Source organism: Streptomyces sp. TOM-9 (genome assembly GCF_056858595.1).
Genome location: NZ_JBXEQB010000001.1, coordinates 6365740 through 6392269 on the forward strand (window position 1 = coordinate 6365740; position 26530 = coordinate 6392269).

15 protein-coding genes are annotated in these 26530 nt (G+C 72.9%); 9 read left to right on the forward strand and 6 right to left on the reverse strand.

The features are described 5' to 3' along the window. Window positions 1-79 precede the first annotated feature (79 nt). The 6 genes from AC1VWI_RS29815 (at window position 80) to fxsT (ending at window position 10708) form a co-directional block, all read left to right on the forward strand. Window positions 80-1453 (forward strand): cation:dicarboxylate symporter family transporter, encoded by a 1374-nt coding sequence (locus tag AC1VWI_RS29815; RefSeq protein ID WP_499516952.1) that lies wholly within the window; start codon window positions 80-82, stop codon window positions 1451-1453. Between the two features lie 515 nt (window positions 1454-1968). Further along, complete coding sequence (fxsA, locus tag AC1VWI_RS29820; protein ID WP_499514082.1) at window positions 1969-2166, forward strand: FxSxx-COOH cyclophane-containing RiPP peptide; 198 nt, start codon at window positions 1969-1971, stop codon at window positions 2164-2166. Between the two features lie 32 nt (window positions 2167-2198). Further along, on the forward strand, window positions 2199-4556 hold the full coding sequence (locus AC1VWI_RS29825) for an FxsB family cyclophane-forming radical SAM/SPASM peptide maturase (protein WP_499514083.1): 2358 nt from the start codon (window positions 2199-2201) through the stop codon (window positions 4554-4556). A 1-nt stretch (window position 4557) separates the two neighbouring features. Beyond that, window positions 4558-5343, forward strand: a complete 786-nt coding sequence (locus AC1VWI_RS29830) for an AAC(3) family N-acetyltransferase (protein WP_499514084.1) — start codon at window positions 4558-4560, stop codon at window positions 5341-5343. Window positions 5344-5463: 120 nt separating this feature from the next. Further along, window positions 5464-6807: a TIR-like protein FxsC gene (locus AC1VWI_RS29835; RefSeq protein ID WP_499514085.1), complete on the forward strand. Its 1344-nt coding sequence runs from the start codon at window positions 5464-5466 to the stop codon at window positions 6805-6807. Continuing rightward, window positions 6791-10708 carry an FxSxx-COOH system tetratricopeptide repeat protein gene (gene fxsT, locus AC1VWI_RS29840; RefSeq protein WP_499514086.1) on the forward strand — a complete coding sequence of 1306 codons (3918 nt, stop codon included), beginning with the start codon at window positions 6791-6793 and terminating at the stop codon, window positions 10706-10708. Before AC1VWI_RS29835 ends, fxsT begins: the two co-directional genes overlap by 17 nt. Window positions 10709-10715: 7 nt before the next feature. Here the strand turns inward: fxsT and AC1VWI_RS29845 are convergent, their stop codons facing one another. After that, a complete protein-coding gene (locus AC1VWI_RS29845) occupies window positions 10716-11606 on the reverse strand; it encodes an alpha/beta fold hydrolase (protein WP_499514087.1) in 891 nt (296 codons plus the stop codon). 37 nt (window positions 11607-11643) lie between these two features. After that, window positions 11644-12579 carry a DUF4231 domain-containing protein gene (locus AC1VWI_RS29850; protein WP_499514088.1) on the reverse strand — a complete coding sequence of 312 codons (936 nt, stop codon included), beginning with the start codon at window positions 12577-12579 and terminating at the stop codon, window positions 11644-11646. 162 nt (window positions 12580-12741) lie between these two features. On the opposite strand from AC1VWI_RS29850, the gene AC1VWI_RS29855 reads away from it, so the two are divergent. Together AC1VWI_RS29855 and AC1VWI_RS29860 are read left to right on the forward strand one after the other, a co-directional pair. Continuing rightward, complete coding sequence (locus tag AC1VWI_RS29855) at window positions 12742-13521, forward strand: metallophosphoesterase family protein (RefSeq protein ID WP_499514089.1); 780 nt, start codon at window positions 12742-12744, stop codon at window positions 13519-13521. Window positions 13522-14088: 567 nt separating this feature from the next. Then, window positions 14089-15285 (forward strand): hypothetical protein, encoded by a 1197-nt coding sequence (locus tag AC1VWI_RS29860; protein ID WP_499514090.1) that lies wholly within the window; start codon window positions 14089-14091, stop codon window positions 15283-15285. A 9-nt stretch (window positions 15286-15294) separates the two neighbouring features. Here AC1VWI_RS29860 and glgB read toward each other — a convergent pair whose 3' ends face one another. The 4 genes from glgB to AC1VWI_RS29880 form a co-directional block, all read right to left on the reverse strand. Continuing rightward, complete coding sequence (gene glgB / locus AC1VWI_RS29865) at window positions 15295-17925, reverse strand: 1,4-alpha-glucan branching enzyme (protein WP_499514091.1); 2631 nt, start codon at window positions 17923-17925, stop codon at window positions 15295-15297. Between the two features lie 37 nt (window positions 17926-17962). Continuing rightward, complete coding sequence (locus tag AC1VWI_RS29870; protein WP_499514092.1) at window positions 17963-19420, reverse strand: maltokinase N-terminal cap-like domain-containing protein; 1458 nt, start codon at window positions 19418-19420, stop codon at window positions 17963-17965. 206 nt (window positions 19421-19626) lie between these two features. Beyond that, a complete protein-coding gene (gene treS / locus AC1VWI_RS29875; protein WP_499514093.1) occupies window positions 19627-21327 on the reverse strand; it encodes a maltose alpha-D-glucosyltransferase in 1701 nt (566 codons plus the stop codon). Continuing rightward, entirely contained in the window at window positions 21324-23321 is a 1998-nt protein-coding gene (locus tag AC1VWI_RS29880) for an alpha-1,4-glucan--maltose-1-phosphate maltosyltransferase (protein ID WP_499514094.1), read from the reverse strand. Before AC1VWI_RS29880 ends, treS begins: the two co-directional genes overlap by 4 nt. 567 nt (window positions 23322-23888) lie before the next feature. On the opposite strand from AC1VWI_RS29880, the gene glgP reads away from it, so the two are divergent. After that, the gene (gene glgP, locus AC1VWI_RS29885; protein ID WP_499514095.1) at window positions 23889-26525 is read left to right on the forward strand and encodes an alpha-glucan family phosphorylase; all 2637 of its coding nucleotides are present in this window, start codon (window positions 23889-23891) and stop codon (window positions 26523-26525) included. Window positions 26526-26530 lie beyond the last annotated feature (5 nt).

Consider the following 26530-nt stretch of genomic DNA (forward strand, 5'->3'; position numbering starts at 1 on the left):
GGCGCATAGTCACCGGGACCTATCCAATCGCGGGCGTCCCGGGACGACGTCCGGGTGGACCGAGGAGACGAAGGTGTCAGTGCCGGTACAGAGCCGTACCCAGGGTCGCAGGGACCGTACCCATTTCCTGTACATCGCGGTGGTCGTCGCCGCGATCGCCGGCGCCGTGCTCGGGATGGTCGCGCCCGACGCGGCCATCGAGCTGAAGCCCATAGGCACCGGGTTCGTGAACCTCATCAAGATGATGATCTCGCCGATCATCTTCTGCACGATCGTGCTCGGCGTGGGCTCGGTCCGCCAGGCCGCCAAGGTCGGCAGGGTCGGCGGCCTCGCCCTCGGCTACTTCGTGGTGATGTCCTTCGTCGCCCTGGCCATCGGCCTGGTGGTCGGCAACATCCTCCAGCCCGGCGACGGGCTGCACCTGACCGACGCGCTCAAGGACGCGGGCCAGGCACAGGCCAAGGACGCCCCGGCCGAGACCCTGCCGGACTTCCTGCTCAGCATCATCCCGGTCACCCTGGTCTCCGCCTTCACCGAGGGCCAGGTGCTGCAGACCCTCCTGGTCGCCCTGCTGGTCGGCTTCGGCCTGCAGGCCCTGGGGACGGCGGGCGAGCCGATCCTGCGCGGCGTCGGCCACATCCAGAAGCTGGTCTTCCGCGTCCTGTCCATGATCATGTGGGCGGCCCCGATCGGCGCCTTCGGCGCGATCGCGGCGGTCGTCGGCTCGGCGGGCGTGGACGCCCTCAAGGCGCTCGCCACGATCATGCTCGGCTTCTACGTCACCTGCCTGATCTTCGTCGTGGTCGTGCTCGGCCTGATGCTCCGCTTCTTCGCCGGGGTCAACCTCTTCCAGCTGCTGAAGTACCTCGGCCGGGAGTTCCTGCTGATCGTCTCCACCTCGTCCTCGGAGTCGGCGCTGCCCCGCCTGATCGCCAAGATGGAGCACCTGGGCGTCAGCCGCCCGGTCGTCGGCATCACCGTGCCGACCGGCTACTCCTTCAACCTCGACGGCACCATGATCTACCTGACCATGGCCTCGCTGTTCATCGCCGACTCGATGGGCCAGCCGCTCGCCATCGGCCAGCAGATCACCCTGCTGCTCTTCATGATGGTCGCCTCCAAGGGCGCCGCCGGCGTCACCGGCGCGGGCCTGGCGACCCTCGCCGGAGCGCTCCAGTCGCACAAGCCGGCCCTGGTCGACGGCGTCGGCCTCATCGTCGGCATCGACCGCTTCATGAGCGAGGCCCGCGCCGTCACCAACTTCGCGGGCAACGCCGTCGCCACGGTGCTGATCGGCACGTGGACCAAGGAGTTCGACCGTGAGCAGGCCCAGCGCGTGTTCGCGGGTGAGCTGCCCTTCGACGAGACCACGCTCGTCGACGACGGCCACGGCACGGCCCCCGAGCCCGCCGCCCCCGTGGACACCGGCAAGGAGCCGGTGACGACGGCCTGACCGGCCGTCACCCCTGAACGGTCCCGCCGGGCGGATCCCCCCTCCGCCCGGCGGGACCCGTTGTGGTGTGCGGGGGCGGGGGAGTTCACCCGATCGGTCCAGGGTGCGGCGCGAGTTCCACGAGGTGCGCCGGGGCGCGTCGGTGCAGGTCAGCGCGCGGGTGTGCGGGACTCGTGCGCGGGGCGCCGGGCATGCGGCGCGATGCGCCGGGAGGCGTGACGAGGGGATGTGTGGGGAGCGGCGCACGAACCGCTTCAGAAAGTTCGTCTCGGTTCGTGGATATGGCCAATTCCCGTTCCCTGTAAGGGAGATAATCACACGGCCCGGCGTTGGGGGGTGGGGAGTGCGCGAGTCCGTCGTCTGCTGCATTTGGCGTAAACCGCACACTTGCGGACGGCTCGCTCGTTAGGAGTGCTGCGTCGCCTTTCAAGGTCTGGGATGCAGTGAGATGATTCTACTCAATTCCGGACAAATGGTGTGCGCGCCAACGCACCTTACCGAACGAGGACCCCGCTATGACTGCCACCCCCACCGTGAACGCCGGCCACGACGCTCCGACCCGGCGCTCGCAGGCGCGGCGGAGGATCCCGCTGGCCGAGCTGGCCTCCCGCGGCAGCTCCGTGGCCTCCCCGGCCCTTGACCGCGTGATGCCCGCCGCCGCCTCCGCCGGGAACGTCCCGGTCGCGGCCTTCCAGTCGTTCAGCAGCAAGTAGGCCCGGCCGACTCGGGGGTCCGGGCCGCAGTCATGGAGACATCAGCACCGGCCAGAGCGCTGTCACAATTCGTGCTGAAACTGCACAGCCGGTGCGATTTGGCGTGCGATCACTGCTACGTCTACGAGCACGCCGACACCAGCTGGAAAACGCGTGTCCGGGCCACCCCCGACGAGGTGTTCGAACGGGTGGCCGCACGGATCGCCGAGCATGCCGCGGCGCACCGTCTCGCGGCCGTCCAGGTGGTGTTCCACGGGGGAGAACCCCTGCTGGCAGGCCCGGCCCGGATCCGGCGGGCGGCCGAGGCGCTGCGCCGGGCGCTCGACGGCGTGTGCGCCCTGGAGCTCGGCATCCAGACCAACGCCGTCCTCCTGGACGAACGGTTCTGCGACGTCTTCGACGAGTTCGGCATCTCGGTCGGCGTCTCCCTGGACGGCGGCCGGGCCGAGAACGACCGCCACCGGCGGTTCGCCGACGGGCGTGGCAGCTACGACCGGGTGGTGGCGTCGCTCGGGCTGCTCCGCGAGCCGCGCTACCGCCATCTGTACGGCGGTCTGCTCTGCACCATCGACGTGGAGAACGACCCGCTGGCGGTCTACGAGGCCCTGATGGCGCTCGAACCGCCCCGCATCGACTTCCTGCTGCCCCACGCCACCCACGACGCCCCTCCCGCGCGCCCCGGCGGCGCCCGGGCGCCCTACGCGCAGTGGCTGCTGACCGTCCACCGCCGCTGGGCGGCCGAGGGGCGCCCGGTGCCCGTGCGGGTCTTCGACTCCGTGCGCCGGATGCTGCGCGGCGGGAGCAGCCTCGTCGAGTCCATCGGCACCGACCCGGTCGACCTGGTCGTCATCGAGACCGACGGGACCTTCGAGCAGGCCGACTCGCTCAAGACCGCCTACGACGGCGCCCCGGCCACCGGGATGGACGTGTTCGCCCACTCCCTGGACGAGGTCGCCGCCCACCCCGGCATCGCGGCCCGGCGGCAGGGCAAGGAGGGGCTGTGCGACGAGTGCCGCCGCTGCCCGGTCGTCGACGTCTGCGGCGGGGGACTGTACGCGCACCGCTACCGCACCGGGACCGGATTCGAGAATCCGTCCGCGTACTGCGGTGACCTGATGGAGTTGATCCTCGGCATCCGTGACGCCGAGGAGACGGAACGGGAGGATCCGGTGAGCACCGCGTCGGGGCGGCAGCCCCAGTCCTCGCTGACCGAGGACCAGATCGACCAGCTGGCCGCCGGCTACGGCGACGCCGCGACGGTCGCCGCGCTCGCCGCCGAGCAACTGGAGATCACCCGCGGACTGCTCACCGCCGTCTGGGAGCGCGCTCCCCGGGACGGCAGGACCGCCGCGGTCTGGCGGGTGCTCGCCGAGGTCGACGAGGCCGCGCCGGAGGCCCTGGACGAGGTGCTCGCCCATCCCTACGTCCGGCCGTGGGCCCGGCACTGCCTGGAGACGGGCGGCGACGGCGGGGCGGACGTGGCGGGGCTCGCCGAGTTCGCCGCCGCCGCCGTGGTGCGGGCCGCGAGCCGGTACGGGGCGAGCGTGCGGGTGCCCGTCCGCGACGGCGCGGTACGCCTGCCGGGGCTCGGCCGCGTCCTGGTCGGCGCCCCCGACGGAGCGGACGCCGAGGTCGCCGCGACCACCGACGGCTTCGGCGTGAGCGCCGCCGGCCGCACGGTGAGGATCGGCGCGCACGACCCGGGCGACGCGCGGTGGCACCCCGTACGGCGGGTCGGCCCGGCCGGATGGAGCGTCGCGCTGGAGGACACCGACCCCTACCGCGACGCCCACCAGTGGCCCCTGGTGCCCCGGCAGGACGAGGCCGAGGTCAAGGCCTGGCACGAGGACCTGGTCGCCGCCTGGGACTTCCTCGGCCGTGAGCTGCCCCGCTACGTGCCGGGACTGGCCGCCGGGCTCGGCACCATCACCCCGTTGGTCCCGCCGGGCGACGGCAGCGACGTCAGCGGGGCCGCCCGGCAGGCGTTCGGCGCGGTCGGCATCGCGCGGCCCGCCGCCCCGGACACGCTGGTCCTGCTGGTCGCCCACGAGTTCCAGCACGTGAAGCTCGGTGCCGTACTGGACCTGATGGACCTGTACGACCCGGAGGACACCCGCCTCTTCCACGCCCCGTGGCGCCCCGACCCGCGCCCGCTGGAGGGGCTGCTGCAGGGGACGTACGCGCACGTCGCCGTCGCCGAGTACTGGCGCGCGCTGGCCCGCCGGGGCGTCCCGGAGGCGGCCGCGCCCTTCGCCCGCTGGACCCGCGAGACCGCGGAGGCGGTCGACCGGCTGGCCGGCAGCGGCTCGCTGACCCCGCTCGGAAAGCGCTTCGCGGACGGGATGGCCGGCACCGTCGCCCCCTGGCTCTCCGAACTGAACGGGGTCTGAGGTGCACACTCTGGAAAGCCTGACCCGGGATCTGCGCGCGCTGGGCGTCGAGGCGGGGGACGTGCTGCTCGTCCAGGGCTCGCTGAAGGCGATCGGCCCGGTCGAGGGCGGCGGACGCACCGTGGTCGAGGCGCTGCGGGCGGCGCTGGGCGAGCACGGCACCCTGGTCGCGTACGCGGCGACCCCGGAGAACTCCGTCACCTCCCGGCTGGACCGGCAGCGCACGGAGGGCATGAGCGAGGCGGAACTGGCCGCCTACCGCGACGCGATGCCCGCCTTCGACCCGCTGACCACCCCCGTCTCGCCCAGCGTGGGACGGCTCGCCGAGGAGGTCCGGCTGGTGCCGGGCGCGCTGCGCAGCGCGCACCCGCACACCTCCTTCACCGCCTTCGGCCCGGCCGCGCGCTTCGTCACCGAGGGCCACGAGCTGGAGAGCCACCTGGGCGAGGACTCGCCCACCGCCCGGCTGTACGACCTGCGGGCCCGTGCCCTGCTGATCGGCGTGGACCTGTGGGTCTGCACCGCCTACCACCTCGCCGACTACCGGGCGGTCCCGCCGCCGGACCGCCCGTACCAGGCCCTGGTGCGCACCGCGGACGGCGGCAAGGAGTGGGTGCACTTCCAGGCGCCCGACATCGACGACCGCCACTTCCCACGGCTGGTCCCGGTGGTGGCGCGCGAGTGCGCGGTGCTGGACGGTCCCCTCGGCGACGCGCCCTGCCATCTGGTGCCGATCGCCGACGCCGTGGACGTCATCGCCAAGTGGCTGGTGAACAACGGGCGTTGACGTAATCCGGGCAAAAATGATGGTCATGCGCTATTCCGCCGGAGAATAGACGGTTCCTACACTGAGGTTCCCTCACGAGGGGCGGAGTGGGGTCGTGCAGGCGGGCGGGGGAGATGGCGCATGGCATTACCCGTGGGGCAGGGAGACGCCTCGGACAAGCCCTACTTCTTCCTCAGTTACGCGCACACCCCCAGGAACGACCCCTCTGATCCCGACCCCGACCTGTGGGTCGCCAAGCTCTACAACGACCTGTGCGCACACATCCTGCAGATGACGACACTGCCCGCCGGGGTCAAGGCGGGCTTCATGGACCGGGGGATGAACGTCGGCGAGGGCTGGCCGGAATCGCTCGCCGAGGCGCTGGCGCACTGCCAGGTCTTCGTCCCGCTCTATTCGCCCCGCTACTTCCGCAGCCAGCAGTGCGGCAAGGAGTGGTTCGCCTTCTCCCAGCGCGCCGTCCACCACCGGTCCCTGCACGACCGCCCGATATCCGGCATCGTGCCCGCGCTGTGGGTGCCGGTCGCCGCGAACGACATGCCGGGCCCGGCCGAGGGACTGCAGTTCAACCACGCGGACTTCGGCGAGGACTACGCCGCCGAGGGCTTCTACGGGCTGATCAAGCTCAGCTACCTCAAGCACGAGTACGAGCGGGCCGTCTACCGCCTCGCACAGCGCATCGTGCAGGTCGTCGAGGACACCAAGATCGCCAAAGGGCGTCACCTCGACTACCACCACGTCCCCAGCGCCTTCGGCCCCCCGGGCGCCAGCCGGCCGCTGCGCGTGACGGTGCTCGCCTGCTGCGACGCCGAGGAACTGCCCGCGGGCCGCAGCCCCACCTGTTACGGGCCCTCGCCGCGCGACTGGAACCCCTACCGCCCGCAGAGCAGCAGGCCGCTCGCCGACCACGCGGCCGACCTGGCGCGCAACCTCGACTACCGGGTCAGCGTGGGGGTGTTCGAGGAGGAGCTGGACCGCCTGCTGGACCCCACGCCCACCGCCCCCGGACTGCTGCTGCTCGACCGCTGGGCGCTGGACTCGCCCGACCGGCGGGAGATGCTGAGCCGCTTCGGCAGCGAGCACCGGCCCTGGGTCAGCGTCCTGGTGCCGTGGAACCGCGCCGACCCGGAGTCGGGCGGCCACGAGGAGGCCCTGCGCCGCCTCGCCGACGACGCCCTCGACCCCAGCCGCGCGGACGGCCCGGGCGGGCGCTTCGTCCGCAACAACATCCCGAGCCTGGAGGCGTTCAGCGACGACGTGCCCAGGGCCGTGGGACGTGCCGCCAAGCACTACGCCGCCCACGCCCCGGCCTTCCCGCCCCAGGGCCCGCACAGTTCGCGCCCGAGGCTCCGGGGCCCGTCCCCAGGGGCGTACGGACCCGAGCGCTCCTCCCCGTACGGCCTGCACGACGACCGCGGCACCACGGAACCCGACAAACCGGAGGGCCAGGATGACCGAGAGCCGTAACGGACGTGTGATCACGTTCTACTCGTACAAGGGCGGCACCGGACGGACCATGGCCCTGGCGAACACCGCCTGGATCCTCGCCGCCAACGGCCACCGGGTGCTGACGGTGGACTGGGACCTGGAGGCCCCGGGCCTCTTCCGCTTCTTCCACCCCTTCCTGGACCCCTCCGCGCTCGCGGCCACCACCGGCATGATCGACCTGATCACCGAGTACCGGGAGGAGGCGCTGCGCGACGTGCCGCGGCCGCCCGACTGGCACCGCCAGTTCGCCCGGGTCCGCCCGCACGCCATATCCCTCAACTGGGCCTTCCCCGGCGGCGGCAGCCTGGACTACCTGTCCGCCGGCCGGCAGGACCGCAACTACTCCACCGCGCTCACCGGCATCGACTGGGACGTCTTCTACGACCGCTTCGGCGGCGGCCAGTTCCTGGACGCCATGCGCGCGGACATGCGCCGCCACTACGACTACGTCCTCATCGACAGCCGCACCGGCCTCAGCGACATCGCCGACATCTGCACCGTCCACATGCCCGACGAGCTGGTGGTCTGCTTCACCCTCAGCGACCAGAGCATCTTCGGCGCCGCCGCCGTCGCCCGCGACATCGAGGAGCGCTACAACGGCCGGGGCATCCGCATCTTCCCCGTGCCGATGCGCATCGACGACGGCGAGAAGGAGAAGGCGGACGCCGGACGGGCCCTGGCCCGCGCCCAGTTCGACGGTCTCCCGGCCGGCATGGACGACGACGAACTCGTCTCCTACTGGGGATCGGTGGAGATCCCGTACCGTCCCTTCTACGCCTACGAGGAGATCCTGGCGACCTTCGGGGACGCCCCGGGCCTGTCCAGCTCGATGCTGTCGGCCTGCGAACGCCTGACCTCCGTGGTCTCCGGCGGCGCGGTGAACTCGCTGCCCCCGATCGCGGAGTCCGAACGGCTGCGCTGGGCGGCGGAGTTCACCCGGCGCAGACCCGTCCCGCCGTCCGGCCTGGTGCTGGCGTACGTGCCCGAGGACCGCATGTGGGCGGACTGGATCGAGTGGATCCTGACCCGGGCCGGGTTCCGGGTCGTCCCCTGGGACGTGGAGACCCACACCGCCCCCGCGGAACAGCCCGCCGTGGCCGGGGCCTCCGCCCGCACTCTCGTCGTGCTCTCCGCCGCCTACCTGCGGTCCCGGCGGGCCATGCGGGTGTGGGAGTCGAGCTCGGGCACCGACCCCTCGGGCCCGCAGCACCAGCTGCTGCCGATCCGGGTCGGCGACGTGCGCCCCGGCCCGCCGCTGGCCCAGCGCAGCCCGGTCAGCCTGGTGCGGCTCGACCACGCCGCGGCCGCCACCACGCTGCTGCGCGCCCTCGGCCGTGACGACACGGACCTCAACCCGACCGCCATGACCAACGGCCCGCGCTACCCCGTCGGCGACCCGAAGGTGTCCAACCTGCGGCCCCGCAACACCTTCTTCACCGGCCGCTCCACCGTCCTGGACCGGCTGCGCGACCGCCTGGGCGGCGGCAACCCCTCCGTCCAGCCCTTCCCGCAGACCCTCCACGGCCTCGGCGGCGTCGGCAAGACGCAGGTGGCGCTGGAGTACGCGCACCGTTTCAAGGCCGACTACGACCTCGTGTGGTGGATCGAGGCGGAGCAGGAGGACCGGATCGCGCCCTCCCTCGCCGAACTCGCGCGCCGCCTGGAGCTGAGGGTCGGCGACAGCGTCTCCGAGGCCGCCGAGGCGGCCCGTGACGAACTGGCCACCGGCACCCGCTTCCCGCGCTGGCTGCTGGTGTTCGACAACGTCGAGGACCCCGAGCGGGTGCGCCGCTTCTTTCCCGGGGGACGCGGCCACATCGTGGTCACCGCCCGGAACAAGCCGCCGACGGGACCGACCGAGCCCCTGGAGATCGAGGTCTTCAACCGCTCGGAGAGCGTGGAGCACCTGCGCCGCCGGGTCGGCGGGATGAGCCGGGAGGACGCCGGGCAGGTGGCCGAGGCGGTCGGCGACCTGCCGCTGGCGGTCGAGGTGGCCGCCGCGTGGCTCGCCGAAACCGCCACCCCCGTCGACGTCTACGTGCACCAGCTCAAGGAGCAGACGACCAAGGCGCTGTCGGTCACCACCGCCGCCGGCTACCCGCGGGAGGTCGGGGCGACCTGGAGCATCTCCATCAGCCGGCTGCGCAACCAGTCCAAGGCCGCCGTCCGGCTGCTGGAGCTGTGCGCGTTCTTCGCGGCCGAGCCGATCTCGATGACCCTCATCGAGAGCGACTCCATGATCCAGGCGCTGCTGCCGCACGACCCCCAGCTGCGCGACCGCTACATGCTCGGCAAGGTCATCCAGGCGCTCAACCGCTTCGCCCTGGCCAAGGTCGACCCGGCCGACAGCAGCATCCAGGTGCACCGGCTGGTGCAGGCCGCCGTGCGCTCGGAGATGTCGGAGGACGACCAGCAGGACACGATGCACGAGGTGCACCGCATCCTCGCCGAGGCCCGGCCGCCGGAGGACGCCATCAACGACCCGGCGAACTGGCCCGGGTTCGAGCTGATCTGGCCGCACCTCGCGCCGTCGCAGGCCGAGGACTGCCGCGAGGAGAAGCCACGCCAGCTGCTGGTCAACCGTGTCCGCTACCTGTGGAAGAGCGGCGAACTGGAGCAGGCCAGGCAACTGGCCGAGCAACTCCTCGGCGTGTGGCAGCAGTCCCTCGGCGAGGACGACCTGCAGACCCTCAACCTGCAGTTCGAGCTCGCCAACGTGCTCCGCTCGCAGGGCAAGTACCAGGAGGCCCGGCAGTACGACGAGGACACCCTGGCCCGGCAGACCGCCCTGCTGGCCCCCGGTCACCCGCACACCCTGATCACCGGCGGCAGCCTCGCCGCGGACCTGCGGGCGCTGGGCCTGTTCCAGGAGGCCAGGGAACGCGACGAGCAGATCTACGCCGGCTTCAAGGACATCTTCGGCGAGCAGCACCCGCGTTCGCTCGTCGCGGCCAACAACCTCGCCATCGACTACCGGCTCACCGGGGACTCCGAACTCGCCCGCCGGCTGGACCAGGAGACCGTGGACCGGCGCACCCCGATGCTCGGCGACCGCCACCCGTACACCCTGTCCACCAAGGCCAACCTCGCCCGCGACCTGCGGGAGATCGGCGACTACACCGGTTCCGTCGCGATGCTCGAAGAGGTGATGGACGTCTTCCAGGACGTCCTCAACCCCGACGTGCCCGAGACCCTCCGCAACGCCAAGAGCCTCGCCGTCTCGCTGCGCAAGGCGGGCCGCGCCGCGGAGGCGATGCGGCTCACCCAGGTGACGTACGACCGCTACCTGGAGCGGTACGGGCCCGACGTGCCCGACACGCTCGCCTGCGCGCTCAACCTCGCCGCCGACTACTCGGCGGCCGGCGACAAGGCGAAGGCCCGCGACCTGGCGACCGACGCCCTCGCCGCCTACCGCCGGCTGCTCGGCGACGAGCATCCGTTCACCCTGGCCTGCCGCAACAACCTCGCCATCTACCTGCGGGGCAGCGGCAACGCCGAGGAGGCCGTGGCGGTCGGCACCGAAACCCTGGCCGGGCTGGAACGCGCGGTCGGCCCCCGGCACCCCTACACCCTCAACTGCACGATCAACCTGGGCAACGCCACGGGCGAACAGGGGGACACCGACCGCGCCGTGACCCTCCTGGAGACCGCCCTGCGCGGCCTCACCGAGCGCTACGGTCCCGAGCACCCGGACGCCCTGGCCTGCGAGATCAACCTGGCCTACGCCCTGCGGCAGTCCGGCCGGCACGCACGGGCGCAGGCGATCCGCAGCAAGGTGCTTCCGGAGTGCGTACGGCTGCTCGGCGAGGAGCACCCCCTCAGCCGGGCCGCCCGCGAGTGGTACCGGGTCAACCGGGACCTGGAGCCGCAGCCGGTGTGAGCGGCGGTCAGGCGGGCATCGACCGTGCCCGACCGCCCCCGGCGGCCGCCCAGGCGAGCACCTTGGGCAGCACCGACAGGGCCGCGAAGTGCGCGGCCCCCGGCTGCACCACCATGCTCGCGCCGGGGATGTGCTCGGCCAGCCAGCGCGAGTGCGCCACCGGGGAGAACACGTCGTCCTCGCCGTGCCACAGCAGCACCGGCGCCGCGATGCGGTCCAGGCCGAACCCCCAGCTCCGGTTGAACGCCAGCGTGTCGTCGATCCAGCCGTCGGCCGAGGTGCGCAGCGCCTCCGCGTAGGTGCGCAGCAGCATCGTGCGCAGGCCCGCGTCCGCGATCACCCGCTGGTCCGGCTCCGGCATCTCCTCCCGGAGCACGGCGAGCAGGCTGGCCGGGTCGTCGCGGATGGTGCGGGAGCGCAGTTCCAGCCGGACGGCGAGCCGCCGTTGCGCCGCGTCGGCGGTGGTGTGGTCGCGGACGTTGGACCGGGTCATCCCCGCGTACCAGGCGAGCCCCTGCGCGTCCCGCGGCGCGAGCCCCACCAGCACCGCCACCCGCGTCACCCGGTCGGGCAGCAGCGCGGCGCACGCGAGCGAGTGCGGCCCGCCGCCCGAGCGGCCGACCACCGCGAACCCGTCCAGGCCCATGGCGTCGGCGATCGCCGCGACATCGGCGGCGACGTCCGCGACCCGCCGGCCGGGCAGCCGCTCGGAGCCGCCGTACCCGGGCCGGTCGAAGGAGATCAGCCGCACTCCCAGCCGGTACAGCACGGCGCTGCGCGGCACCGGGCCGAGCCGGCTGCCGGGTGTGCCGTGCAGCAGGAACACCGGCCTGCCCCGCGGATCGCCCCGGGTCTCCACCGCCAGTTCCCGCCCGTCCCTCGCCCGTACGACACGCACTGCGAGCGGCCCCCTCTCGTGTCCTGCGGTCCGTCCCTCACACGCGCATCTCGCGCCTCGCCTGCCAGGTGGTGTGCTCCCGGGACACCGCGTCCTCGGCGTCCCGGGTCAGCTGCGACCACAGGTGCTCGGCATGCGGGTCGTCCAGGTCCAAGGACGCCAGCTGCACCCGGATCAGCTCCAGTTCGTCGGCCGCCACCCGGTACGCCGCGGCCAGCGGGCTGTACTGGCGCAGCTGCGCCCAGGCCGCGACCGAGGCCGTGATGGCCGACACGAAGCCCAGGGTGTCGAAGGGTGACCAGCCGCCCGCCCGCAGCACCAGGAAGAGGACGCCGAGCAGCGGGAAGGCCATCGCCAGCCGTCCCGCCCGGCGCCCGTTCACCTCGCAGCGGACCGCCTTCATCGTGTACCACTCGTGCTGCACCCGGATGCGCTCCCGCAGGTACACGTCGTGCCGCACGCGCAGCGGCGCGTCCCGCAGCCGCCGCATCGCCGGGGTGATGCCCGAGTCGACGTGGGAGGGCAGGGCCCTGCTGCGCCGGAAGGTGTGCAGGACGTCACCGAGCTGCAGCCGGTACAGGGCGTCCGGGTCGCGTTCGTCGCCGGGCGGCGTGAAGGGGTCGGCCCGCACCGAGTACTTCCAGGCGAGCGTCTTCATGGACTCGGCCAGCGCACGGCCCTCGTACCACAGCGCCTGCGGGTTCTGGCGGTGGATCACCCAGGTGGTCCACGCGGCGTACGCGAACAGGACGGCCGCGAGCCAGGAAGCCCAGTGCAGGCGGCCCGCGGTGGCGTCGAACGAGCTGAAGACGGAGGCCACCGTGAGCAGGCCGAGCTGCTGGCGCGACAGCCGTACGGTCTGCCACTGGCCCCGCAGTGACGCCCGGTCGGCGGACCGGAACAGGTCCGGGAGCAACTCGCGTTCGCTCACCATCGGCAGCGGCCCCCCGCACTCGCTGAATCCCGCAGTCATCCCAGTATGGGCGTGCCGGGGGCGGCAGCCCAGTAGGCGTCCGGCCGAACTCCCGCTCCCCGCACGCGCTGTGGCCGCGCGGGCGGCGCCGCTGCGGCAGGTCCGTCACGCCCTCGGCGAACGCGCGCCGCACGGGCCGCAGCGGCGGGCAAGCTGACGGGTGTGCTGAGACGAGTCGCGGTCCTGTCCGACGTCCACGGCAACCTGCCGGCCCTGCAGGCCGTACTGGCCGAGCCCGACGTCCGCGCCGCCGAGCGGGTGGTCCTCACCGGGGACCACGCGGCGGGCCCGATGCCGGTGCCCACCCTCGACGCGCTGCGCGACCTCGGCGGGCGCGCCCTGTGGATCCGCGGCAACGCGGACCGCGAACTGGTCGAGCACCGCCGTACGGGCAGGACGACCGGGTACCCGGAGTCGGACTGGGCCGCGCGGCGGCTCCGCGAGGACCAGGTGACCTTGCTGGCCGGCCTCCCGGACACCGTGGAGCTGGAGGTTGACGGCCCGGGCCGGACGCTGTTCTGCCACGCCACCCCGCGCGACGACGAGGAGATCGTGCTCGTCGACTCCCGCGCCGAACGCTGGGCCGAGGTGATGTCCGGCGTCGCCCCCGAGGTGGAGACCGTCGTCTGCGGGCACACGCACATGCCGTACGCCCGGGTCGTCCACGGCCGGCTGGTCGTCAACCCCGGGAGCGTCGGCATGCCGTACGGCCGCGACGGCGCCCACTGGGCGCTCCTGGGCGCGGGCGGCGTCCAGCTGCGCCGCACCGTCTACGACCGCGAGACGGCGGCCGCGCGGATCGTCGCGGAGTCCGGCTTCGAGGGCGCGGCGCGGTGGGCGCGGGAGTACGTACTCGGCTGCCATCCGGCCGAGGCCGTGATCGACGCGTGGGGCCCGCGCGACGGGCGGACCGCGCCGCAGCGCCCGCGCGACGGCGGCTGACGCCGCGGCGCACGCGACGCGAGGTGAGGACGGCTCAGTCCCACCACACGACGACGTACAGCCCCCGCCGCGCGGCCTGCTCGTAGAAGGCGCGCAGCGCGGTGAAGTGCCCGTCAGGTATCCCCAGGGATCACGGACGCCCGGCAGCCCGTGGTCCGCCCCGTGCGCTCTCACCGCGTCCCAGTCGATCGCCGCCAGACCCTCCGCGACCAGGGTCACGTCCGGCGGGGCGACCGCGCCGGGAGGCGGCCCGAACACGCCGACCGCCTCCGGGTGGTCGAGGAAGGCGACGGCGACCTCCGGGTCGCCGTCCACCGCGCGCTCCAGCGCGGCCAGGGCCGGTGCCGCCGCGCCCGCGGCCCGGCACACCCTCTTCAGCGGCGCCGGTGCCCAGTCGAGGTCGAGCACGTCCTCGCGCGGCGGGTCCCATCCCGGGTCGCCGTCCGGGCTCTCCCGGGCCGCCGTACGGCATCGGGCCAGGAACTCCTCCGTCACCCGTGCGAGTTGCTGTGTCACCGCCATGGGAACAGTGTTGTCCGGCCCCGGCGCCGCTGGTAGGAACGCCGCATGGATGTGGGGACGCTCACCGCGGTGGCCGGCCTGCCACTGGCGGCCGTGGCGGCGTATCTGGCGTGGGAGCCGCAGCGCACCGTGCACCGGCAGCGGGCGGTCGACCGCTTCATCGAGGTGCGCCGGCACCTCAAGGAGCACCGCGCGGAGCTGGCGGAGGCGGGACTGGCCGCGCATCCCGCGCGGGACGGGGAGCTGGCGCTGCTCACGGCGCCGGGGTGGATCCCCGAGGAGCCGCTGCCCGCCGCGCGGGTGCGGCTGAGCCTGCGGCCCGAACCGGAGCCGGGGAAGGGGGAGTTCGCGGCCGCGAAGCGCAGGCTGCGGGGCTACTGGCCGCGCCGGGACGGCTTCGCCTCGGCCGTGGGGGAGTACGACCGGCCCGCGATGTGGTTCAACGGGCCCGGCTACCGGCTGACCGGGGTGACGCCCGGGGAGGGGGCGCCGGCCCTGGAGTTCGCGCTGGCCGGCTACTTCGATTCGTACGACACCGCCGAGCCGCTCGCCTACGAGGCCGCCCTGCGCCACCGTGACGGCGACGCCCCGATGGCCGGCCGCTACCGCCGCTGGCTGGGGGACCCCTTCGACCTGGGCCGCCGCTGCGCACAGTCCGGCGTCAGCACCCTCACCGTCAGGGTCGACGGCGACCGGGCGTACTTCTTCCTCCACCGGCGCGACGCCCAGGGCGTGGCCACCGCCATGAACACCACCCACGTCGTCCCCGCCGGGGAGTTCCAGCCGCACGCCGACGTGCTGCCGGTCTGGCACTCCGACCTGGACCTGTGGCACAACACGATGCGCGAGTACGCGGAGGAGTTCCTCGGCGCGCCGGACGCCGGGGGCGTCGGCGGGGCGACCCTCGACTACGACACCGACGAGCCGTACGCGAGCATGAACCGCGCCGCCCGCGAGGGCCGGGCCCGCTTCAGCTTCCTGGGGCTCGGGCTCGACCCGCTGAACTGGAAGCCGGAGCTGCTCACCGTCTGCGTGTGGGAGGCCGCGACCTTCGACACCGTCTTCGGCGGCATGACCGAGCGCAACGAGGAGGGCGTGATCGTGGTCGGCCACGGCCACCAGGGGCTGCCCTTCACCGAGGAGAACGTCCTCGGCTACGCCCGGCACCCCCGTACCCATTCCGCGGGGCGGGCCTGCCTGCACCTGGCGTGGCGCAGGCGGGCCGCACTCGGCATCCCGTGACGTGTACGGTCAGGCCGGCCGCAGCCAGACCGTGGCCAGCGGCGGCAGGGTGAGCTGCACGCTCTCGCGCCGGCCGTTCCAGGCGACCGGCTCGGACTTCAGCGGCTCGGGGTTGGTGACGTCGCTCCCGCCGTACGCGGCGGCGTCGGTGTTGAGCACCTCCCGCAGCGCCTCCACCCCGTCCGGCACGCCGATCCGGTAGCCGTGGCGGACGACCGGCGAGAAGTTGCTGACGGCGACCAGCGGGTTCCCCCCGGCGTCGAGGCGCACGAAGGAGAAGACGTTGTCCTCGGCTGCGCCGCCGTCGAGCCAGGAGAAGCCGTCCGGGGTGGTGTCGAGCTGCCACAGCGCCGGAGTGGCCCGGTAGCAGGTGTTGAGGTCCCGGACGAGGTCCCGCACACCGCGGTGGTCGCCCGCCGCGGAGTAGGTCTCGTCGAGCAGCCACCAGTCCGGCCCGTGGTCGTGGGACCACTCGGCGCCCTGCGCGAACTCCTGCCCCATGAAGAGCAGTTGCTTGCCCGGGTGGGCCCACATGAAGCCGAGGTAGGCGCGGTGGCCGGCGCGCTGCTGCCACCAGTCGCCGGGCATCTTGGCCACCAGCGCGCCCTTGCCGTGGACGACCTCGTCGTGCGAGATCGGCAGGACGTAGTTCTCGCTGTAGGCGTACACCATCGAGAAGGTCATCTCGTTGTGGTGGTACTTGCGGTGCACGGGCTCGTGCTTGATGTACTCCAGCGAGTCGTGCATCCACCCCATGTTCCACTTCAGGCCGAAGCCGAGCCCGCCGAAGCCGGCCGGGCCGACGTGGTGGGTGGGCCGGGTGACGCCGTCCCAGGCGGTGGACTCCTCGGCGATGGTGACGACACCGGGGCAGCGCCGGTATACGGTCGCGTTCATCTCCTGCAGGAAGGCGACGGCGTCCAGGTCCTCGCGCCCGCCGTACGCGTTCGGCGCCCACTGGCCGTCCTCGCGGGAGTAGTCCAGGTAGAGCATGGAGGCGACGGCGTCCACCCGCAGCCCGTCGATGTGGAACTCCTCGCACCAGTAGACCGCGTTGGCCACCAGGAAGTTGCGGACCTCGGTGCGCCCGAAGTCGAACTCCAGCGTCCCCCAGTCGGGATGGTCCCCGCGCCAGGGGTGCTCGTAGAGGTTGGTGCCGTCGAAGTCCGCCAGCGCCCAGTCGTCCTTGGGGAAGTGGGCCGGCACCCAGTCCATGATGACGCCGATGCCCGCCCGGTGCAGCGCGTCCACCAGGTACCGGAAGTCGTCCGGGGTGCCCATCCGGGCGGTGGGGGCGTAGTACGAGGTGACCTGGTAGCCCCACGAGCCGCCGAAGGGGTGCTCGGCGACCGGCATCAGTTCCACGTGCGTGAAGCCCAGGTCGCGCACGTACGCCGGGAGCTGCTCGGCCAGTTCGCGGTACGACAGCCCCGGCCGCCACGAGGCGAGGTGCACCTCGTACACCGACAAGGGCGCCTCGTGCACGGGCACGCGGCCGCGCGAGGCCATCCAGTCGGTGTCCTGCCACTCGTGGCGGGACGCGGTGACGACGGAGGCGGTGGCGGGCGGTGTCTCGGTGCGGCGGGCCATCGGGTCGGCCTTGAGCCGCCGCCCGCCGTCCGGCCCGCAGACCTCGAACTTGTAGCGCTGCCCCTCGCCGACCTCGGGCAGGAACAGCTCCCACACGCCGGACGAGCCCAGTGAGCGCATCGGGAAGGCGGTGCCGTCCCAGCAGGTGAAGTCGCCGACCACCCGCACCCCGCGCGCGTTGGGCGCCCACACGGTGAACCGGGTGCCGGTGACGCCCTCATGGGTCATCGGCTCGGCGCCGAGCGCCTTCCACAGCTGTTCGTGCCGCCCCTCGTTGATCAGGTGCAGGTCGAACTCGCCGAGCGCCGGCAGGAAGCGGTACGGGTCGTGCACCTCGCGCTCGTCGCCGTCGTAGCTGACGGCCAGCCGGTACGCGGGGACCTCGGTCAGCGGCAGCACACCGCTGAACAGCCCGTCGCCCTCGTGGTGCAGCGCCGTCCGCGCCCCGTCGCCGGTGACGACGGCCACGCTCCGCGCGTACGGCCGCAGTGCCCGGAAGGCCAGGCCGTCCGCCACGCGGTGGACGCCGAGCAGCCCGTGCGGGTCGTGGTGGGCGCCGTCCAGCAACCGGCGCCGCTCGCCGGGGTCGAGCTCCGGGGCCGGGGGCACATCGCCGGTCACGGGGCCGGCGGCCGGCGCGACCTCGGGCGCGGGCGGCGGCGCCTGGTGGCCGACCCCCGCGGGGGGCACGGTGCGCGGCGCGGTGCCCGAGGCGGCCGGCCGCCCGGACCCGGCGGGGTCGTAGCCCCGCGCGACGGCCTCGGAGGAGCCGGACGCGTCCGGTCGCGGGCGGTCCGCGGCGGCCGGGCGGGCGCCCTCGGCCGCGGGTTCCGCGCCGGCGGTCTTCCCCCCACGTGCGGGCTTCGCGCCGGCGGCCTTCTGCGGCCCGGTGGCCGGGACCGGCGGGGTCGGCGGGGCGGCGGGGGGCGGCGGGGGAGCCGAGCCCTCGGACCCGGTGCCGCGTGCGGGACGTGCGGCGCGGGCCCTCCCGTTCCCGCCCGGGCCGGGGGTGCCGGGGGTGGAGTCGGGGAACGGCTGGCGATCGGTCACGGTCAGGTCCTCCTCGGATGGGCGTGGGGGCGCCCGGTCAGGGGGTGCGGCCGTGCGGCGGCTGCGCGAGGCGGCGCACCGCGGCCATGGGGATGGGGAGCCAGGCGGGCCGGTGCCTGGCCTCGTAGAGCACTTCGTAGACGGCCTTGTCGGTCTCGTAGGCGCGTATGACGACGGGCTCGTCCCTCGGATCGGTCCCGGTGGCCTCGGCGTAGCCCGCGCAGAAGGCGGCGCGCTGCGTCCTGGCCCATTCGGGCGCCCCGGAGGCGGACGGGTCGTGGTGCCGGGCGGCGTAGTCGAAGGAGCGCAGCATCCCGGCGACGTCCTGCACCGGGGACGCGGGACGGCGGCGTTCGGGCAGCGGCCGCGCCGGCTCGCCCTCGAAGTCGATCAGCACCCACCCCCCGGGCCCGGTCCGCAGGGCCTGGCCGAGGTGCAGGTCGCCGTGGATGCGCTGGGCGGCCAGCGTCGTGCCGAGCGTCCCGAGTGCGGCAAGGTCGTCGAAGGCGGCCCGCAGTGCCGCGCGGTACGGCCGCAGGGCGGGCACCGCCGCGGCGGCGGCGTCCAGCCGTCCGGCCATCGCGGCGGCGAGCAGTTCGATCTGCGGACGGCGCAGGGTGCTCGTCGGCAGGGCGCGCGCCAGCGCCAGGTGGACCTCCGCGGTCGCGCGCCCCAGCGCGTGCGCCTCGCCGGAGAAGTCCGTGCCGTCTTCCACCGCCTGCAGGGCGAGTTCCCAGGCCCCGGCGGAACCGGGCAGGAAGCGCTGCAGCACGCCGAGCGTGGCGGGCTCGTCGTACAGGCCGAGCGCCTCGAACCAGGCGGCGGGCGCCGCGGCGCGCCGCGAACCGGCCCGCGCGAGGGCGAGCGAGAGCTCCAGGTCGGGGTTGGGGCCCGGGGCGACCCGCCGGAACAGCTTGAGGATGAACGTGTCGCCGTAGATGACCGAGCTGTTGGACTGCTCCGCGGTGGACAGCCGCGGCGCCAGCCCGGCCGGGATCGCCGCGGCGGGCTCGGAGCCGAAGCGCAGGTGCCCGGTGCGGCCGGGCGCCCGCAGCCGCTCCAGCAGCAGGGACGTCAGACGCGGGTCGTGGAGCGCCTCGTAGATGGTGAGGCCGTCCAACGGTCCGCCGACGGCGTGCCCGACGAGCGCCGGGGCCAGCGCGGGCGGCAGCAGCGCCCGGGTGCCGAGCAGCAACTGGTAGGTGTCGGCCGGCTTCCCGTGCCCGGTGCCCGGCATCCGCTCCTGCACGTCCTGGTGGACGTCGAGCAGCAGATGGAGCAGTCCGGGGGTGCCCAGCCGCCCGTCGGCGGGCAGCAGCTCGGTGGCCGAGACCAGCCCGAAGCCGCTGATCGGCCGCCCCTTCCCGGCGAACCACCGCTGCCGGGGCAGCCATTCCCGCAGCAACGGGCCGAGCGCGGAGAGCAGTCCCGGTGCCGGGGGCACGGTGGTCCCCGGCCGGACTGCTGAGGTGCGAAGCCACGAGGTGTCCGACATGACGTCCTTTCCTCGGGTGCCGGGCCTGCTGGTTCCCTAAGTGAAGGGGCGCGCTGCGGCGATGGTCCGACGAGTGGGACGTGTCGGACGAATATCATCCGAGCCGGTGGAGCAATTGGCGTACTTGGCGTACGAGGGACAAGGGCCCGTACAGCATCCGATATGACGCTGGATCCGGCAGGGGGAGCCTGCCCCGGCGGATCCGCCTACGCCACGTCGCGGCGGAGCCGGAACCAGTAGAAGCCGTGACCGGCGAGGGTGAGCAGGTAGGGCCACTCGCCGATGGCCGGGAAGCGCACCCCGCCGATCAGCTCGACGGGATGCCGGCCGGTGAAGGCCCGCAGGTCGAGTTCGGTGGGCTGGGCGAAGCGCGAGAAGTTGTTCACGCACAGGACGAGGTCGTCCTTGTACTCGCGCAGGAAGGCCAGGACGGCCGGGTTGGTGGAGGGCAGCTCGGTGTACGAACCGAGGCCGAAGGCCGGGTTCTGCTTGCGGATCTCCACCATCCGGCGGGTCCAGTGCAGCAGCGAGCTCGGGGAGCTCATCTGCGCCTCGACGTTGGTGACTTGGTAGCCGTAGACCGGGTCCATGATGGTCGGCAGGTAGAGCCGGCCCGGGTCGCAGGAGGAGAAGCCCGCGTTGCGGTCCGGGGTCCACTGCATCGGCGTGCGCACCGCGTCGCGGTCACCGAGCCAGATGTTGTCGCCCATGCCGATCTCGTCGCCGTAGTAGAGGATCGGCGAGCCCGGCAGGGAGAGCAGCAGGGCGGTGAAGAGCTCGATCTGGTTGCGGTCGTTGTCCAGCAGCGGGGAGAGCCGGCGCCGGATGCCGATGTTGGCCCGCATGCGCGGGTCCTTGGCGTACTCCGCGTACATGTAGTCGCGCTCTTCGTCCGTCACCATCTCGAGCGTCAGCTCGTCGTGGTTGCGCAGGAAGATGCCCCACTGGCAGTTGTGCGGGATGGCCGGGGTCTTGGCCAGGATCTCCGAGACCGGGTAGCGGGACTCCCGGCGCACCGCCATGAAGATGCGCGGCATCACCGGGAAGTGGAAGGCCATGTGGCACTCGTCGCCGCCCTTGGCGTAGTCGCCGAAGTAGTCGACCACGTCCTCGGGCCACTGGTTGGCCTCGGCGAGCAGGACGGTGTCGGGGTAGTGGGCGTCGATCTCCTCGCGCACCATCTTCAGGAAGCCGTGGGTGCGCGGCAGGTTCTCGCAGTTGGTGCCCTCCTCCTGGTACAGGTACGGCACCGCGTCCAGCCGGAACCCGTCGATGCCGAGGTCCAGCCAGAAGCGCAGGGCGGCCAGGATCTCCTCCTGGACCTTGGGGTTCTCGTAGTTGAGGTCCGGTTGGTGCGAGAAGAAGCGGTGCCAGTAGTACTGCTTGCGCACCGGGTCGAAGGTCCAGTTGGAGCTCTCGGTGTCGACGAAGATGATGCGGGCGTCCTGGTACTGCTTGTCGTCGTCCGCCCAGACGTAGTAGTCGCCGTACGGGCCGTCGGGGTCCGTGCGGGACTGCTGGAACCAGTCGTGCTGGTCGCTGGTGTGGTTGACGACGAAGTCGATGATCACGCGCATACCGCGTTGGTGGGCGGCGTCCACGAACTCCACGAAGTCGGCCAGGTCCCCGAACTCCGGCAGCACGGCCGTGTAGTCCGAGACGTCGTAGCCGCCGTCGCGCAGCGGCGAGGCGAAGAACGGCGGCAGCCACAGGCAGTCGACCCCGAGCCACTGCAGGTAGTCCAGTTTGGCGGTGAGCCCTTTGAGGTCGCCGATGCCGTCGCCGTTGCTGTCCTGGAAGGACCGTACGAGCACTTCGTAGAAGACGGCCCGCTTGAACCAGTCGGGGTCCCGGTCCTTGGCCGGGGTGTCTTCGAACGTGTCAGGTACGGGTTCGTTGACGATCAAGTGGGTGACCCTCCTGTCGATGGAGTAGGTCGCAGGGTGAGGATGTGCGCGGGCGCGCGGCCCGGCTCGAGGCGCACATAGTTGTCCCTGCCCCAGTGGTAGGTCTCGCCGGTGAGCTCGTCGCGCACCGGGGTGGACTCGTGCCACGCGAGGCCGAGTTCCGGCATGTTCAACGAGACGGTCGCCTCCTGGGTGTGGTGCGGGTCCAGGTTGACGACCACCAGTACGACGTCGCTGCCGTCGCCCGAGCGCTTGGAGTACGCCAGCACCGCGTCGTTGTTCACGGGGTGGAAGCGCAGGTCGCGCAGCTGCTGGAGCGCGGGGTGGCGGCGTCGCAGCCGGTTCAGCGTGGTGAGCAGCGGAGCCAGCGAACGGCCTTCGGCCTCGGCTGCCGCCCAGTCACGGGGCTTGAGCTCGTACTTCTCCGAGTGTAGGTACTCTTCGCTTCCCTCGCGCACCGGCGCGTTCTCGCAGAGCTCATATCCGGCGTACACCCCCCATGTGGGGGAAAGGGTCGCGGCGAGGACCGCACGCGCCTCGAACGCCGGGCGGCCGCCGCGCTGCAGGTAGGCGTGGAGGATGTCCGGGGTGTTGACGAAGAAGTTGGGCCGCATGTAGGCCGCGGCCTCACCGGACAGCTCCGTCAGGTACTCCGTCAGTTCCTGCTTGCCGTTGCGCCAGGTGAAGTAGGTGTACGACTGCTGGAAGCCGATCTGGGCCAGCGTGTGCATCATGGCCGGACGGGTGAACGCCTCCGCCAGGAAGATGACGTCGGGGTCGGTGCGGTTGATGTCGGCGATGACCTTCTCCCAGAAGACCACCGGTTTGGTGTGCGGGTTGTCGACCCGGAAGATCCGCACCCCGTGGTCCATCCAGTGCCGCAGCACCCGCTCGGTCTCCTGCACGATGCCGCTGAAGTCGGCGTCGAAGGCGATCGGGTAGATGTCCTGGTACTTCTTCGGCGGGTTCTCGGCGTACGCGATCGAGCCGTCCGCCCGGGTGGTGAACCACTCGGGGTGCTTGCCGACCCACGGGTGGTCCGGCGAGCACTGCAGCGCGAAGTCCAGCGCGATCTCCAGGCGCAGCTCACGGGCCCGCTCCACGAAGAAGTCGAAGTCCTCGATCGTCCCGAGGTCCGGGTGGACGGCGTCGTGGCCGCCCTCCGCGGAGCCGATCGCCCAGGGCGAGCCCACGTCGTGCGGGCCGGGGTCGAGCGTGTTGTCGGGCCCTTTGCGGAACGCTGCGCCGATCGGGTGGACGGGCGGCAGGTAGACCACGTCGAAGCCCATCGCGGCGATCGCCGGCAGTCGCTCGGCCGCCGTGCGGAAGGTCCCGGACCTCGGTGGCTTGCGGCCCGAGGGGTCCACCACGGCGCCTTCGGACCGGGGGAACATCTCGTACCAGGACCCGAACAGCGCCCGCTGCCGCTCCACCTGGAGGGCCGCCGGGCGCGAGGCGCTCACCAGGTCGCGCAGCGGGTGCCGGCCGAGCACCGCCACCACGTCCGGTGCGAGGGCGGCGGCGTGCCGCTCGGCGGCCGAACGGGAGGTGTCGCGCAGGGCGTCGACCGCGGCCAGCACCACGGCCCGGCCGTCCTTCTTCGGCACCCCGGCCGCCGCGCGCTCGTGCAGCTCGGCCCCCTCGGCGAGGACCAGTTCGGTGTCGATGCCGGCGGGGACCTTGATGCCCGCGTGGTGCCGCCAGGTGGCCACCGGATCGCTCCAGGCCTCCACCGTGTACGTCCAGCGGCCCTCCGCGGTGGGCGTCACCTCGGCGCCCCACCGGTCGGTGCCGGGGGCGAGTTCGCGCATGGGGATCCGTGGCCCGGAGCGTCCCGCGGGGCTGCGCAGGACCACGTTCGCCGCCACCGCGTCATGTCCCTCCCGGAACACCGTGGCGGTGACCTGGAAGGTTTCGCCGACCACGGCCTTGGCGGGGCGGCGTCCGCAGTCGACCAGCGGGCGGACGTCCAGGACGGGGATGCGACCGATCATTGCGCCTCACCAGTTTGTGCGGGTGGCCGGACGGGTACCTTCCGCTCTTTTTATCTGCTCCTTCGGATGCCTGCCTGTGGGCATGACCGCTCCTGTCCGCGTTCACTCGGGTGGGCGGATACGAGTTGTGGTGTGGGAGGGTTCGGCGCCGCGTCGCGCAAGGGTGAGCCTGCCCATTGGATGACGGTCGAATACTCCCCGGGAAGGGGTACTGGCGCGTAAGTTGCGCGCCGGGCGGCCCCGGCGGCGCCCGGACGCAGACAACCGGCCACCGTCCGGCGGACCGGCGCGCGCGGCCGCCGGGGCGCCGGGTCCCGCCCGTGCCCCGGTCCTGGCCGCCGGTCGTAGCTCCCGCGGTGCGCCCCGGCCCGGGGGCCGTGCTGCGACTGTCGTAGCCGCCGCCCGACACGCTGACGAGGCGTCCACCGGGCCGCGCGCGGGTGCGCCGGGACGCCCGGCGCGTCCTGGTGCGCCAGGCGACGGGTGCCGCGCGGCGGTGCCGGGCCGCGGGGTGTTGGGGCCCCGGTTGTCACCACCGCACCGAAAGATGCCGCTACCGTCGGAGATGTGAAGGCTATTCGTCGATTCACCGTGCGAACCGTCCTGCCCGAACCACTACGTCCCCTGGGGGAGCTCGCGCAGAATCTGCGCTGGTCCTGGCACAACGAGACCCGTGAGCTGTTCCAGTCCGTCGACCCCGAGGGCTGGAGAGCGGCGGCCGGCGACCCGGTGCGGCTGCTCGGCGCGGTCTCGAAGGACCGGCTGAACGCCCTCGCCAAGGACCGCAGGTTCCTCCGCCGGCTCGGCACCGCCGTCGAGGACCTCCACGACTACCTCGGCAACCCGCGCTGGTACCAGGGCGCTGCCGAGGCCGGGGAACTCCCCGCCGCCATCGCCTACTTCTCACCCGAGTTCGGCATCACCGCGGCGCTGCCGCAGTACTCCGGCGGCCTCGGCATCCTGGCCGGCGACCACCTCAAGGCCGCCAGCGACCTGGGCGTGCCGTTGATCGGCGTCGGTCTGCTCTACCGGCACGGCTACTTCCGCCAGTCCCTGTCCCGGGACGGCTGGCAGCAGGAGCACTACCCCGTGCTCGACCCCAACGAGCTGCCGCTGTCGCTGCTGCGGGACGAGGACGGCGGCCCCGTCCTGATCGCCCTGGACCTCCCCGGCGGGCGCAGCCTGCGCGCCCACGTCTGGCTGGCCCGGGTCGGCCGGGTCCCGCTGCTGCTGCTCGACTCCGACGTCGAGGAGAACCACCCCAACGAACGGGACGTCACCGACCGCCTCTACGGCGGCGGCAGCGAGCACCGGCTGCTCCAGGAGATGCTGCTCGGCATCGGCGGCGTCCGTGCCGTGCGCACCTACTGCGCCCTGACCGGGCACCCGGCGCCCGAGGTCTTCCACACCAACGAGGGGCACGCGGGCTTCCTCGGCCTGGAACGCATCCGCGAGCTCGCGGCCGACGGAGAAGGGCTGGATTTCGACTCCGCCCTGGAGGCCGTGCGGGCCGGTACGGTCTTCACCACCCACACCCCCGTACCGGCCGGCATCGACCGCTTCGACCGCGAGCTGCTCGCCCGGCACCTGGGCGACGACGGCGAGCTGCGCGGCGTCGACGTCCAGCGGGTGCTGGAGCTGGGGATGGAGACCTACCCCGGCGGCGACCCCAACGTCTTCAACATGGCCGTGATGGGGCTGCGGCTGGCGCAGCGCGCCAACGGCGTGTCCACCCTGCACGGTGGCGTCAGCCGCGAGATGTTCGCCGGGCTGTGGCCGGGCTTCGACCCGGAGGAGGTGCCGATCACCTCCATCACCAACGGCGTGCACGCCCCCACCTGGGTCGCGCCCGAGGTGTTCCGGCTCGGCGCCCGGCAGGCCGGCGTCCAGAACGCCGAGGACGCGATGACCACCGGGCTCGCCGACACCTGGGAGAGCGTCTTCCGCATCCCCGACGCCGCGATCTGGGAGCTCCGCCGGGAACTGCGCGAACAGCTGGTGCGGGAGGTGCGCCGCAGGGTGCGCGCCTCCTGGCGGCAGCGCGGCGCCGGCTCGGCCGAGCTGGGCTGGGTCGACGACGTCCTCGACCCGGACGTGCTGACCATCGGCTTCGCGCGCCGGGTCCCGTCGTACAAGCGGCTCACCTTGATGCTGCGCGACCAGGACCGGCTGATGGAGCTGCTGCTGCACCCGACCCGGCCGATCCAGATCGTCGTCGCGGGCAAGGCGCACCCGGCCGACGACAGCGGCAAGCGGCTGGTGCAGGAGCTGGTGCGCTTCGCCGACGACCCCAGGGTGCGGCACCGCATCGTGTTCCTGCCGGACTACGACATGGCCATGGCCCAGCACCTCTACCCCGGGTGCGACGTCTGGCTGAACAACCCGCTGCGGCCGCTGGAGGCCTGCGGCACCTCCGGCATGAAGGCCGCGCTGAACGGCTGCCTCAACCTGTCCGTCCTGGACGGCTGGTGGGACGAGTGGTTCGACGGCAACAACGGGTGGGCGATCCCCACCGCGGACGGCTTCGGCGCGGCCGGCGACCCCGACCGCCGCGACGACATCGAGGCGGCCGCCCTCTACGACCTGGTCGAGAACCAGGTCGCGCCCCGGTTCTACGACCGCGGCACGCACGGTCTGCCGGTCCGCTGGATCGAGATGGTCCGGCACACCCTGAGCACCCTGGGGCCGAAGGTGCTCGCCGGGCGCATGGTCCGCGAGTACGTGACCCGGCTGTACGCGCCCGCCGCCCGCGCCCACCGTCTCGCGGGGGGCGGGGAGTCCGTCGAACTCGCCGCGTGGAAGCGGCGGGTGCGCGAGCAGTGGCCGATGATCGCGGTCGACCACGTGGAGACCGGTGTCTCGGTCGGCGGCTCCCCGGAGCTCGGGACCACGCTCACCCTGCGCGTCCAGGTGGCCCTCGGCGGCCTGGAGCCCGGGGACGTGGACGTCCAGGTGGTGTCCGGGCGCGTCGACGACTCCGACCGGATCGCCGACCCGACCGTGGTCTCCCTCAAACCGGGCGGACGGCCGGACCTGGAGGGCCGCTGGCTCTACGAGGGCCCGCTCACCCTCGACCGCACCGGCCCCTTCGGCTACACCGTCCGCGTGCTCCCGATGCACCGGCTGCTCGCCTCGGTCGCCGAGCTCGGGCTGATCGCGGTGCCGCCCGAGGCGACGGGGATGACGGCCGGCGTGCTGCGCTGAGCCGG